Annotated in this window: 11 protein-coding genes; 9 read left to right on the top strand and 2 right to left on the bottom strand. The window is 39.9% G+C overall.

From position 1 onward, the window contains the following. The 8 genes from PYS62_RS04825 to ftsH all read left to right on the top strand — a co-directional run bounded on the left by PYS62_RS04825 (nt 1) and on the right by ftsH (nt 9063). On the top strand, nt 1-744 hold the full coding sequence (locus PYS62_RS04825; RefSeq protein WP_066712386.1) for a copper homeostasis protein CutC: 744 nt from the start codon (nt 1-3) through the stop codon (nt 742-744). Between the two features lie 234 nt (nt 745-978). Next, nucleotides 979-2262 carry a PTS sugar transporter subunit IIC gene (locus PYS62_RS04820; RefSeq protein WP_066712384.1) on the top strand — a complete coding sequence of 428 codons (1284 nt, stop codon included), beginning with the start codon at nt 979-981 and terminating at the stop codon, nt 2260-2262. Beyond that, on the top strand, nt 2259-2576 hold the full coding sequence (locus PYS62_RS04815) for a PTS sugar transporter subunit IIB (RefSeq protein WP_066712381.1): 318 nt from the start codon (nt 2259-2261) through the stop codon (nt 2574-2576). Before PYS62_RS04820 ends, PYS62_RS04815 begins: the two co-directional genes overlap by 4 nt. Nucleotides 2577-2685: 109 nt before the next feature. Then, nucleotides 2686-3129: a 50S ribosomal protein L9 gene (gene rplI / locus PYS62_RS04810; RefSeq protein WP_066712378.1), complete on the top strand. Its 444-nt coding sequence runs from the start codon at nt 2686-2688 to the stop codon at nt 3127-3129. 15 nt (nt 3130-3144) lie between these two features. Beyond that, a complete protein-coding gene (gene dnaB / locus PYS62_RS04805; RefSeq protein WP_066712375.1) occupies nt 3145-4692 on the top strand; it encodes a replicative DNA helicase in 1548 nt (515 codons plus the stop codon). An 18-nt stretch (nt 4693-4710) separates the two neighbouring features. After that, nucleotides 4711-6246 (top strand): tRNA lysidine(34) synthetase TilS, encoded by a 1536-nt coding sequence (tilS, locus tag PYS62_RS04800; protein WP_066712372.1) that lies wholly within the window; start codon nt 4711-4713, stop codon nt 6244-6246. A 73-nt stretch (nt 6247-6319) separates the two neighbouring features. Then, a complete protein-coding gene (hpt, locus tag PYS62_RS04795; protein ID WP_315574007.1) occupies nt 6320-6898 on the top strand; it encodes a hypoxanthine phosphoribosyltransferase in 579 nt (192 codons plus the stop codon). A 14-nt stretch (nt 6899-6912) separates the two neighbouring features. Continuing rightward, complete coding sequence (ftsH, locus tag PYS62_RS04790; RefSeq protein ID WP_066712370.1) at nt 6913-9063, top strand: ATP-dependent zinc metalloprotease FtsH; 2151 nt, start codon at nt 6913-6915, stop codon at nt 9061-9063. Nucleotides 9064-9190: 127 nt separating this feature from the next. Here ftsH and murC read toward each other — a convergent pair whose 3' ends face one another. Beyond that, the gene (gene murC / locus PYS62_RS04785) at nt 9191-10699 is read right to left on the bottom strand and encodes a UDP-N-acetylmuramate--L-alanine ligase (protein ID WP_066712368.1); all 1509 of its coding nucleotides are present in this window, start codon (nt 10697-10699) and stop codon (nt 9191-9193) included. A 111-nt stretch (nt 10700-10810) separates the two neighbouring features. Between murC and PYS62_RS04780 the strand changes: the two genes are divergently transcribed. Beyond that, the gene (locus PYS62_RS04780; protein WP_066712366.1) at nt 10811-12541 is read left to right on the top strand and encodes a PP2C family protein-serine/threonine phosphatase; all 1731 of its coding nucleotides are present in this window, start codon (nt 10811-10813) and stop codon (nt 12539-12541) included. A 107-nt stretch (nt 12542-12648) separates the two neighbouring features. On the opposite strand, the gene prs is transcribed toward PYS62_RS04780, so the two are convergent. Next, nucleotides 12649-13860, bottom strand: coding sequence for a ribose-phosphate diphosphokinase (gene prs / locus PYS62_RS04775; RefSeq protein WP_082714249.1), 1212 nt, complete (start codon nt 13858-13860; stop codon nt 12649-12651). Nucleotides 13861-13862 lie beyond the last annotated feature (2 nt).

Raw genomic sequence — 13862 nt, 5'->3', positions numbered from 1 at the left:
ATGATTAAGAGTGAAATCTGTGTTGAGTCGTATGCAGGTGCTAAGATAGCTAGCGAGCTTGCTTACACAAGTGTAGAGATTAATGCCGCCTTAGATCTAGGCGGATTGACGCCATCTTTTGGTTTGGTTAGATTGATTGCTGACAATTTGCAGATTGAAAAAAATTGCATGCTTAGACCTAGAGCTGGTGGCTTTTTCTATTCTGAATCTGAATATGCTAGCATGCTAGCGGACTTACATATCTTTTGCAAGGAGAATATAGACGGTATAGTCTTTGGATTTTTGACTGAAGATTTCGAGGTCGATGAAAAACGGACTAAAGAATTTGTAGAGTTAATTCATCAAGCTGGCAAGAAAGCTATTTTTCATCGTGCTTTTGATAATACCAAAGATGCTGCAGCTGCGATTAAAACATTGATTGCACTCAAGGTCGACCGCTTACTTACAAGTGGGCAATCTGAAACAGCTCTACAAGGAGCTGACTTATTAGCAAGTTTGCAAGCTAAGTATGGCAAGCAAATTGAAATTGTGGCAGGAGCTGGAGTTAAGGCAAGCAACGCGAAGAGCTTGTTAGAGAAAACGCATGTACAGTATTTACACGCTTCTTGTAAGTCGACCAAATCAGACCCAACAAGTAACTTGCATGTGTCTTATGCCGTTTATCCAAATGCACCGACGAGTTATATTTGCACTGACTATCAGTTAGCTAAGGAACTAAAAGTAGTTATTGCTAGTTTTGATTGATATGTGTAGGACAAGTTCTTATTTAGGACAGTACAATATACTGTCCTTTTTTAATGCTTGCAAAATTGCTATTTTGCTTAGATTCATGAGCTTTCACTTGTAAAATGAGTACAAATACAGGCGGAAAAAATCACAAATTATTGCACAAATTGTGATATTGTATTAATATATTACTTGAACGCTGCTTTCGGGTTAGAGCAGGGTATCTATTGTGTAGACGGGGGATTTTTACGTATGAATCTCAAAAATTTCATGGAAGAAAAGCTGGCGCCGGTTGCTTATAAGTTGGCTACGAATAAGATTTTGTTAGCTGTACGTAACGGTTTAGCTATGAGTATGCCGCTTATCATGGCAGGTTCTCTTCTAATGATTATTGCAAGTTTCCCAATTCAAGCATGGAAAGACTTGTTGAAGGACGCAGGTATCGTAGGCTACTTGTGGAAAGGTGTTGACAGTAGCTTTGGCCTAGTCAGCTTGATTGCTGCCTTTGGCGTGGCTATGGAATATGCTAAAATGCATGATATTGATGGTTTGTCAGCTGGTATTATTTCAGTTGGTTCCTTTATCACATTAACACCGTTTGTCAAAGGTGAGGCTGGTGCTGGTGTACCTACTCAATTCTTAGGCGCAAGTGGTTTGTTCGTTGCATTGGTCGTAGCTTTGGTCAGCTCTAGAGTTTACATTTGGTTTATCAAACGTAATATTCAGATTACTTTACCAGAAACTGTACCACCGGCAGTTGCACGTAGCTTCTCAGGTATCATTCCTGGTATTGTGATTATCAGTGGTTGGCTCGCAATTTTTGCTACTTTGGACGCTTTCGGCTTGCCAAATATGCATATTTTGATTCAACAAATTCTCTCAAAACCTGTACGTCTGTTCACGAATAACTTGTTAGGCACTTGCGTAGTTGCTGGTTTGAACGGTTTGTTCTGGTTCGTAGGTGTACATGGTGCTGATACTGTTCATACATTCTTTGGCCCAACTTGGTTAGAGAATATCAATGCTAATATGGAAGCTGTTAAAGCTGGTTTGCCATTACCACACATTGTTACAAACCCATTCATGATGAACTTTGTTTACATCGGTGGTGGCGGTGCTACATTAGGTTTGGTTATTGTTTTGGCTATTTTAGCAAGACGCAAGAATGCAAGTAAGCAAGCTAAGGCATTAGCACCAATTACTTTTACACCTGGTATATTCAATATCAATGAACCGACAATCTTTGGCGTTCCAGTTGTGCTCAATTTCAAGTTACTCATCCCATTCGTTTTCACACCAATTGTTAATGCTATAATCACTTATACAACGATGGCAATTGGGATTGTGCCTAGAACTTGCGCAATGCCAACTTGGACAATGCCGCCGATTTTAAGTGGCTTCTTTGCTACAGGCAGCATCATGGGTTCAATCTTGCAGATTGTGTTGATTGTAATTGACATCTTGATTTATGCGCCATTTGTTATGGAACTTGAGAAAGATTACAAGAAATTAGAAGAAGCTGGTGAGAAAGAATGAAGAAAATCATGTTAGTTTGCTCAGGTGGCATGAGTTCAAGCTTGTTAGTAACTAAGATGGATAAGGCCGCTAAGGAGATGGGCAAGGAGTTTGAGATATTTGCCGTTTCTGAGCCGGAAGGCGTGGATCGCCTGAAGAAAGATAATGATATTTCAGTTGTTCTAGTAGGTCCGCAGATTCGTTACGTTGAACCGAAGTTCGCTGAGGTTATCGGCAATCGGCCAATCAAGTTAGCTGTAATAAACATGATGGACTATGGCATGATGAACGGTGAAAAAGTTCTGAAGGCCGCCATTAAATTGATGGAAAGCTAATTATCAGCATTATAAGCTACTTTAAGCTTAATAAGATGCAGCGTCATTTTCACAGACTCTGCATCTTTTGCTATAATTAAGCGAAAAGCGTAAGGGAGATTTACAACATATGAAGGTTATTTTGTTAGCAGATATAAAGAATGTTGGTAAAAAGGATCAATTACTTGATGTTAGCGAGGGTTATGCTAATAATTTCTTGTTGAAGAAGGGGCTCGCTTTGCTGGCTAATGACAAAAATCTTAACTTACTCAAGCAAAAGAAGGGCGCAGAAGCTGCTAAGGAAGCACGTGACAAGCAAGCTGCTCAAGATTTAGCCAAAGAGATCAAAGGAAAGACTTTCACACTCAAGATGAAAGCTGGTGAGGGCGGTAAACTTTATGGTGCGTTGACAGCTGCTGATGTGGCGGCTTGCCTAGATAAGGCTGATTACAAAGTTGATAAACGCAATATCGTTTTATCAGGTAATATTAAGAGTGTTGGCCAAATGACTTGTAAATTGAAACTTTATCATGAAGTTAGCGCCGATATTACAATTAATATCGAAGCTTTATAAGGAGATTCGCTGAGCATGGCGAAAGATGAGATGCTGGCTGATTTGAATTTAAATCCAGAAACAGAAGTTGTTCCGTACAATGTCGAAGCTGAAAAAGCCACTTTGGGCTGTATGCTGGCAGGTAAGAGCTATTTAGCTGCGCTTTTACCTTTATTAAGCGAGAAAGATTTTTATTTGCCGAAGCATCAGGTCATTTATCGGGCAATTCGTGAATTGTTAGCCGAACATAAAGCGGTAGATGCTTTAACTTTGGCTGATAAGTTAGATGCTTTAGGGCAATTAGACGAAGTTGGCACGATGGCTTATATCGATGAGCTATCTTACGCTCCGAGAATCTTGGAGAATGCTGAGGATTACGCTAAGTTAGTGCGCTCCAAGGCTAAGCTGCGGGAATTGCAGGCTATATTGCAGCAGATCACGCTTTTAAGTCATAAGAGTGAAGATGCTGACTCTGTGATGGATACGTTGGTTAGCAAATTATTGCAGATTCGCAAGCAGAGTAACAGTGGGGGCTTGGAAGCAATTTGGCCAATTATGGACGAAACATTGGCTTATTTACAAGAGCTTGATAAATCAGGTAACCAGTTCCGTGGCCTAAAAACTTCCTATCCAAGTTTGGATAATGCTTTAGGCGGTCTAAAGGCTGGCTCACTCAATATTTTGGCAGCACGTCCAGCCATGGGTAAATCAGCTTTGGCCATTAATATTGCGCATAATGTGGCCTACTATTCCAAAAAAACAGTTGCAATTTTCAGCTTAGAGATGAGCAAACAGGAGATTGCGATTCGTTTGTTGTCTGCCTTTCGTTTCATAAATTCAGCTGATTTTAACAAGCCACCTTTTCCACCTGAATTTTGGACCAAGGTGTCTGAGGCAGCCTTTAAGTTTTACGATGTGCCAATTTATATTGATGATCGGCCTGGCATTTCGCCTTTGGAGATTTTAAGTAAGGCTAGACAGCTAAAACTAGAGCATGATTTAGGTTTGATTGTTGTAGATTATTTGCAGTTGATGCGCTCTGACAGCAAGTCTGATTCGAGACAGCAGGATGTTTCGGAAATGTCCCGTAACTTGAAGCTGTTAGCTAAGGAACTTAATGTGCCAGTTATCGCTTTGTCGCAGTTGTCGCGTGCTTGTGAAGCTAGGCAGAATCGGCGTCCAATTTTGTCTGATTTGCGTGAGTCAGGTTCTATTGAGCAGGATGCTGATACTGTTACTTTTATCTATCGTGATTCTTACTATAAAGAGAAAGAACAGGGGATTGAAAGTAGTTCAGCTGTAAGTGAGGCTGAAATTATCATTGCGAAGAATAGGCATGGCAAAACAACGACAGTTAAAATGAATTGGATGCCTGACTATACTTTATTTGCTGAGAGCTTTGAACAAGCAGAGCCGCCAGCAGAGCAACATACGCAAGATTTTGATGAATTTCAACCAGACAAAATAGATAAAGCTTGGTTAGACGCACATTTGAATGATGCTGATGCTAAATTAGCCAAAGAGCCGATAGCTAAAGATCCAACCAGTTCAGATGTTCCACATGATTTGGATTTACCTTTTTAATTTTTAGGGTGTAGATTGATGCAAGTACAAAAATTAGAGAGTGAGTTTCGGGAAATTCTAGCTGAATTTGAGCATGAGCAAGCAAAATTAGGCACTAAACACTATCTTGTGGCTTGTTCTGGGGGAGCTGACTCTCTAGCTTTATGGCAACTTTTAGCTAGTAACTTAGCTTTGGCAAAGCATGTGACGCTTGTTCATATTTGGCATAATTTACGCAAAGAAGCTGAATTTGAGTATTACAATCTAAAAACGCAGGTAGACGCTTTGCAGGGCCAACTTCTAGCTTTCAGCGTTGATGTCAATGCTTATGCTAAGGTTATGCACTTTAGTGAGGAAGTAGCCGCGCGTGAGCTTAGACGCATGGCATTTTCGTGGGCAAGTACGTATTACACCAAAGTTGAACATAATAGTTGTTATCTGTGTTTAGCTCAACATTTAGATGATCAGGCTGAAACTGTCTTTAACCATTGCTTGAAAGGCACAGGTATGCGTGGCTTAGCTGGCATTTGGCCGCTTAAGGAGCATTGTGTTGATTTAGAAACTATTAAATTGGCTGCTCAGGCAGACTATATTCAGATAATTCCCGAAGCTGACATAGCTAAGGCTGAACTTGAGCATTTTTTAGATACGCAGACTGATGATTTAACATATACAGCTTGGCGGCCGTTGTTGAAGTTTACAAAGGCGGATTTGTTAGCTTATGTTAAGGCAAGAGGCTTGAATTACGCTGATGATCAAAGCAATAAAGACACACATTATGAGCGTAATTTCTTGAGACAGACAATTTTGCCTGCTGTCTTGACTAAATTTCCAAAAGCAGCTAGTAAGTTGGCTAATTTAGCAAGCTTAGCTCAGACTGAGCTAGAAGTTACAGATTATCTGTTACAGACTAATTTAGAGTTAAATAAGCAAGTTGTTAATTTAAGTAAGTCTATAAATTTGCCAGGAAAAGACCAAGCCTTGGCTATAACTTTTCAGCCAGATTCAACTTCAATTTTACCCATTAAGCTGGTGCAATTTTATTGGCAACGCTTGTTAGCTGAGCTGTTACCAGACCTATTAATTACGCAGAGACAATTAAAAGTAGTAGAGAGCTTTATTTTGAAGGCTTGGACTAAGCCTAGTAAACAAATTCAGTTCTTTAGTTTGAATAAACAGACAATTGTCGTTCTTTTGGATCGCTGCCTAGTCGTATATGTTAGCCCTGATTTACATTTGGCTGATAAAAAGTTAGCTACTGATTTAGTTATTGCAAAGTGCAAACCTTTTTTCTTAGCTTATTATGGTAAACTATTGCCTTTAGCTTCTAATTGGCCACAATATTTTGAGCTAATTGGTGATTTATCAGCTAGTTTGGAATTAAGAGCAGCCCAAAAGGGGGATTATTTGTTAGTTGAGCAAAAACAGCTTGCATTGGAGGCTTATTTTAAGCGCTTGCCTTTACCTTCTTTTTTGTATTCAGAGCTATTAGTACTTGTAAAGAAAAATACTCAGCATGTTCAACATCTCTTTTTCCGCAATTTACGGAAAAAAGTCGAATTTAAAGCGAAATAATTAATGTTTGCTTTACTAAATAGATAGGCTTTTATGTTAAAATTAAGAGTACTTCTCAAAAAGGAGCGTGAAGATGGATCAGAAGCAGTTAAACGGGAAATTTACGCCAATTGGTGGTATGTACCCAGCTAAACTGATGTACAGTGAAGAAGACATAAAGGCTATGGTGGTTCGCCTAGGCCAGAGAGTGTCACAAGATTATGCAGGGGAAAAGTTATTATTGATTTCAATTCTAAAAGGTTCTTTTGTATTTTTGAGTGACTTGGTACGTACAATTGATTTGCCAGTGATCGTCGAATTTATACGTTGTAGTTCGTATGGTAATGGCACTGTAAGTTCCGGTGATGTCAAAATTGTTCAAGATGTTAATTGTGATATTAAAGGCCGCCATGTGCTTTTAGTAGAGGACATTGTTGATACTGGCTTTACCTTGAAGAAAATTTATCAATTACTTAAGGAGCGTGAACCAGCAAGTTTGGAAATTTGCACGGCTTTTGATAAGCCATCACGCCGCAAGGTTGTATTAGAACCTAAGTATGTTGGTATAGAAGTTCCAGATGAGTTTATTGTTGGCTATGGAACTGATTATCAAGATTACTATCGTAACTTGTCTGGCGTTTATGCCGCAAGGCCAGTTCAAGCTAATAATTAAAAATTGGAGTTAATATGTTTGAGAAAGAAAAGCAATATGCCCGTGGCTTTCGCCCAAATATCGGACTATTTTTGTTAATGATATTAGCGGCTTTTGCGAGCATTTACTATTTCATGGGCAGTGGCGATAAACAAGCTGATTTATCGTCCATTGTTCGCTTAATCGATGAGGGTAAAGTAAGTCACGTTGATGTGACAAGCAACGAAATTAGGGTGCACTTGATTGATAAGAGTCAAGTTAAGCTAGGTGAATTGCCTGAGCATACAACAAGTAATTTGACTGAGGCAAATAGCCAAGCCACAGCGCCTAATTTGTTAGAAATTTTAGATAAGGCTAACGATCCTAAAAATTCGCTTGTTTTAGATGGTCGAATCATCAGCAAACGAGTTTCTAGTTTCTGGTTACCTAAAATTCTAGATAAATTAGAGCAAGCTAAGCAAAAATATGGCATGACATACAACTACACAGAGCCGATCAATTACGGCGCAGTGACAAATGTAGTTTTGACTTTAGCCATGATGGGCGTTTTAGCCTTTGCTGTCTGGAATTTCATGTTCCGCCAAATGGGGGATGGCAAAAATCCGCTTAACTTTGGTAGTAGCAAGGCTAGACGAGTGGACCTTAAGGAGAATCCTGTTCGCTTCGATGATGTAGCTGGTGCAGATGAAGAGAAGCAAGAGATGCAAGAGATTGTTGATTTCTTGCGCAATCCTAATCGTTATTATGCTTTGGGTGCGAAGATTCCACGTGGCGTGCTTTTAGTCGGCCCTCCAGGTACTGGTAAAACTTTGTTAGCTAAGGCTGTAGCTACTGAAGCTGGTGTGCCATTCTATACAATTTCTGGTTCCGATTTCATGGAGATGTATGTTGGTGTTGGTGCTTCCCGTGTCCGTGATATGTTCAACGAAGTTAAGAAGCATACACCGGCAATTATTTTTATCGATGAAATTGACGCAATTGGTCGTCAGCGTGGTTCCGGCTTAGGCGGTAGCCATGATGAGCGTGAGCAAACATTGAATCAGATTCTGGTCGAAATGGACGGCTTTAGTTCTACACAGGGCATCATTGTAATGGCTGCTACGAATAGAGCTGATATTTTGGATCCAGCTTTGACTAGACCAGGTCGTTTTGACCGTAGAATCACCGTTTCACCGCCTGACATTCAAGGCCGTGAAGAGATTTTGAAGGTACATGCTCGCAACAAAAAGTTGCAAGCTGGTATCAATTTAAGAGAAATTGCGCGTATTACACCAGGCTTTACAGGTGCTGATTTAGCTAACTTACTTAATGAGGCAGCTTTGTTAGCAGCTAGACGTAATGCCAAAGAGATTACATATTTTGACATTCAAGATGCTATCTTTAAAGTCATGCTTGGACCTGAAAAGAAGAATCGTATTATGAGCGAGGAAGAGCGGAGCATAACAGCTCATCATGAAGCTGGCCATGCAATTATGGTTCGTTCAGTTAGTGAAACAGAGCGCGTCGAACGTGTATCTATCATTTCAGCCGGTCAAGCTGGTGGTTATACAGCCCATAAGCCATATGAGGATTTGTATTATGCAACGAAGGAACAATTGTTGCAGAATATTATGATTGCCTTAGGTGGTAGAGGCGGAGAGCAAGTGATTTTCAACCAGATCACAACTGGTGCTTCTAACGACTTGGAAGGTTGCAATAAGTTGGCACGTAAGATGGTTACAGCTTATGGTATGGCTGAGAACATGGAGAATTTGGTCTACGTTGAGACTGATGATATGTTCATGGGCCATGGTATTGGCCATAGCCGTAGCTTTAGCGATAAGACAGCTGAACAGATTGATTTGGCTGTCAAAAAGATTATCGACCAAGCTTATGTTGATGTCTTGACTTGCTTAAGGGAGCATGAAGCTGCTTTACGTAAGATTGCAGAGCGCTTATTAGAAGTTGAGCGTATTGACGAGGTAGAGTTTGAGATACTCTATTTGGAAAATACACCTGAGGATGTTTTAGCTAAGGATGCTCACAATAAGGGCCGTGAGAAGATGATTGCTGCTGGCAAATTACCAAGTTTGGAGAATTTGGCCGAATTTAAGCAAAACTATTTAGTTAAGCAAGAGGAAGCTAAGCATAAACGTGAATTATCTGAAGTTGAGTCCAAAGATGTACCAGACTTGAGCAAGTTGTAATTAACAGCTTAATTAGCTTAGATAAAAGAAATCCGCAAGTTTTTGACTTGCGGATTTTGTTTTGTAATAACTCTAATAACTCTAATAACTTGAATTAGTTTGCACTAAGAATTATTTAATTTAGAACTTAGAGCTTTTCATCAGCCAATCTTTGACCACAAATTCTTACTTCTTCAGGGCCTAAGAAGAGGACTAAGTCGCCAGGCTTACAAAGTTCGCTTAAACGCTGCTTTATATCTTCATAGGTAGGCTGCATCTCAGCATGGCCGCCTGCTTTGTTGATAGCTTCGACTAGTTGCTCGGAGCTGACGCCAAAATCGCTCTTTTCACGGTCACTAAAGATATTCATAAAGAGAACATGTTCTGCCTGCTTCAAAGCCTCGACGTAGTCGTTAAAGAGGTTTTTAACACGGCCATAGGTAAGTGGCTGATAAACTACATAACGATGCTTAAAGGGCATTTTGGAAGCAGCTAGGATAGTGGCCTTAGTTGCAGTTGGATGGTGGGCATAGTCACCAACAATTGTTGCACCTTGAAATGTGCCTTTTACTTCGAAACGGCCATCAGCACCATGGAAATTTTGTAGCGCATTACAGATTGTTTCGATATTAGCTCCGTACAAATCAGCGCAGGCAAGGGAAGCCAAGGCATTCAAGACGTTGTGTCGACCTGGGATTTGTAAGTTGATATGGGCTAAAAATCTGCCTTGTTTGTAGAAATCAAAGCAAGGATAACCACCTTCATATGTTAAGTTGAAAGCAGCGTAATCTGGAATTAGATGCTCAGCCCAAAGTTGCACGCGCTTGTCTTCAGGTTGCTCACAACAAGCAGCATAATTTTCAGTATCAACTATATTAAAGCTATATAACTTAATTTGGCCGTTATTTTTTTGAGCTCTCATTTGCTTAGCTTCAGCTAGGCATTTTGCAATATGTGGTCCTTTATCAATTACGATTAACTGGCCATCAGCTGGAATATTAGCTATAAATTGGGCAAAGCAGTTAATGAGACGATCCATTGTCTTAAAGTAATCAAGATGATCGTTATCAATGTTCAGCAAAATAGCTGTTGTCGAACGGAAATTCAGTAAGCTAGAATTATATTCACAAGCTTCTGAAACTAATATATCACCAGGACGGCCGTTTCTGACTGTTGAACCACCAAAGCCGCTAAATTCTGCACCTAAATGGACAGAAGGATCGAAATTATCGGCAATTAGCATTGAGGCCAACATGGAGGTGCTTGTTGTTTTACCATGTGTACCTGCAACGTTAATAACACGACTATAATATCTTGTTATCCAACCTAAAAATTCAGCTCGATCAATTGTCGGGATATTTAATTCCTGACAGCGATCAAGTTCTGGATTAGGTCGTTTAATCGCTGCCGTGTAGACGGCTATATCAGGCTGAAAGTCATCGATCCACATTTTATGATGTGAATAGTGAACTTTGATTTGTTCAGATTGTAAATGTTCTGTTCGGCTGTTTGCATGTGGATCAGAGCCTGCCACTGTATAACCGAGATTCTTGGCCATCAAAGCTAGACCGCTCATGCTTACGCCACCGATACCGACGAAGAAAATGCGAGCATTAAGTGCTAAGTCGCTCAGTGCTTGAGGATGGATTGTTGCCATAAGTACCGCCTCTTTTCCATAATTCCGTATTATGATAGCACATAAGCAGCTATTTTTGCCCGAGCAAGATATAATATAATCTGATTAGATAGCAGAAATGAGGATTATCTAGTGATCAAGTATCGTGTCATTGCCATTTCGGAAACGGGAGCAGTTAGAGATAACAATGAAGATAATTTATATTTGAATGGTGAATGGCGGCACGGTAGTGAAGTGAACGTGCCTTATTGGCATTATTTGGATAAGACGACGGATGCTTCTTTGTTTGTTGTTTGCGATGGTATGGGTGGTGAGAGCTATGGTGAGGAGGCATCTTTAATTGCCGTTTCAGGCTTATCTGCTATTGAAGATCGTTTGAGACATTCCACCAAGCAAGATTTTGCTGATTTAATGGAAAGTTATTTACTCATGGTGAATCAGGAGATATGTGACCGTGTGCGCTCGCATAATGGTTTACGCATGGGTACAACTTTTTCCTCACTTTTAATTCGCCAAAAAGTTGCACGCTGTATCAATTTAGGTGATAGCCGGATTTATTTATTTCGCCAAGGTAAGTTGAAACAGCTGACAGTTGACCAGACACAGGCCCAGAAATTAGCTGATTTAGGCTTAATTCCGCAGAGCGAAGTCAAAACTCATCCTGAGCATAACCGCCTAGTCCAGCATTTAGGTATTTTTCCTAACGAGTACAAATTGGAACCAGCTCTTTCACCAGAAATTACTTTGCAAGAAGGCGACTACTTTTTGCTTTGTAGTGATGGCCTAACCGATATGCTGCTTGATGAAAGCATTAGAAAGATTTTAGCAAGTACGACTGATATAAAGTTGGCAGCAGAAGATTTGGTGCAGAAAGCAATTATTGCCGGTGGTAAAGATAATATCACGGTTATTTTGGTTGCAATTGATGCTTTAAGTGATGAACGGCTGATGAAAACTGGACAGCATCGAATTTTAAGTAGTGCAGATTTCTTAGCCCAAACTTCTAATAGCAAAACAAGTCAGGACACCAGACAAGATCCACAGCTTAGAATGAAGCTAAATGAAGCACTTTTAGAAAATATGCAAACTAGTAATTTAGCTAGCAATGTTGCAAAAACCAGGCAGATAGGTGAGGCATTAGAACAGACAGAGGGCGATGAGAAGCCAATTTTCACCGTTGATGCTGAGATTAAGCACCTAGCCAAAGGCATCAGCAATATCGATATGTTGCAGTATCCTTATTTGAACTATCAAAAATTAGAGGAGAAGCAAGCTTTAGCCGAAGCTGAGGTCCATGAGAAAAAAGTTAATCGCCTAAAAAATACTGAGACTAAACGTAGCTTATCTATCAGTAAATCTGATACACAGGTTGATTTACCAGCTGATTTAGGCAAAACTCGTCGTGTGGATTTAACAACTGATAGCAAGGACAAAGCTAATGATAGTGCTAAGGAAGCTAGTAAATCTGAAAATGTGTTAATTTCGCGTGTTATAGGCTCAAATACCAACGCAAGCAGCCTAAGCTTCTTTGCTGAAAATAGGACACCAACAGAACCAATTACGACAGATGACTTAGAGCGCTTTGAATTAGCCAGACAAGAAGCGTTGAAACGACAAGCCAAAGATAAAGGGAAGCAAGTTGCAAACAATTTAGTTAGTGAGCCTAAGGTAGAAGCAAATAGTCAGACTGAAAAAACTAAAGATAAGCAACAAATTGCCTTACAATTATTAACTTCCATTTTAATCAGTCTATTAGTATTTACAACGATTTTATTCGTAGCTAGCCTGTATTGGTTCTATGCTTTCGATTTTAAGCGCTTGTGGCAGGATATTGTGACAGTGTTTGGTCAATGGCTTAGTTGACTAAGGAAACTTATTCCCAGTTTAAGCTAATAAAAAGCACTAACAGTGAGTTTAGCTCAGAGTTAGTGCTTTAGTTTTAACTTGTCTGTTGCTTACGTATTTTTGGCTTACTTATTTTGACGTAGGCGCAAGAGCTCGTTGATAGAAGCTGTCTGGTCTACCAAATTAGAAATTGAAGCGTTATGGTTGATGCAATCAATCAAAGAAGCGATAAACTTAGTTGTATCAGCTTCGTGATACCACTCTTGCTTCAATAATTCTGGTGTGCGATAGATTAAGTTTGTGCTGTAAACACCCTTAATTACACCTTGTTCATAAGCTTCTTGATATGTTTTGAGACCGTTTGTGAAAATAGGGAAGGTAGCAAGACAGTAAATATCTTTGACCCTCTGTTCTTTGCGTAAACGATAAGCTGTTTTCAGCATTGTATCGCCGCTTAGAATCATATCATCGACAATTAAGACGCTCTTGCCCTCTAAATTTTCACCAAGGAAGCGATATTTAGCAACAGGATAAACACCATTTTTGCCGTTTGTGTAGTCACGTTGACGGTAGAAAGTGGACATTTGGATACCCAAAATTGATGAGTAGAAAATACCACGTTTCATAGCTGATTCATCAGGACTGATGATAGCCAAATCTTCCTTTGCTACAGACAAATCACTTTCTTTTTCAAGTAAAGTGCGTAGTAAGAGGTAAGAACTTGGGATGCGTTCCAAACCAATTTCTGGAATTGCATTTTCAATTCGAGGCTCATGTGGCTCAAAAGTCACAATTGAGTGTACATTAAGCTTGATTAATTCTTTGAGCATTTGGGCACAATCCAAAGCCGCACGGCTACGACGCAGAACTTGCTTAGATTGGTACAAATAAGGCATCACAATATTGATACGAGCAGCCTTATTACCGATAGCTAAGATAGCGCGTTTAATATCCTGCAAATGCTCATCTGGCGACATTGGCACTTCAAAATTCCGCATTTTGTAAGTAGCACCGTGATTTAGGACATCAGCGATGATAAATACATCGTGACCACGTAAGGTTTGACCAATTGTGCATTTGGCTTCACCTGATGAAAAACGCACAAATTTGGCAGCAGCTTGGTAATCGCTACGCAAAAAGCCAGGTGCAGATAACAAAATTTCAGGATGCTCTTCAACTTGTTGGCGTCTAATTCTCAAAAGTTCAGCATTGATTTTGCCCACAAATTCCTCGTTTCCTTGAGTGGAAATTAATGCGAGCGGCCCAACTAAGCCCATGCGGACTGATTTTTTCTGATTATAGTTGTAATAATCTTCATCATTGAATAAAAGTGACATTC

It is taken from the genome of Amygdalobacter nucleatus (assembly GCF_029167365.1).
GTDB classification, from domain to species: Bacteria; Bacillota; Clostridia; order Saccharofermentanales; family Fastidiosipilaceae; genus Amygdalobacter; species Amygdalobacter nucleatus.
The sequence above is the reverse complement of the archived record's forward strand: the minus strand, read 5'-3'. Positions and strand labels throughout refer to the sequence as shown.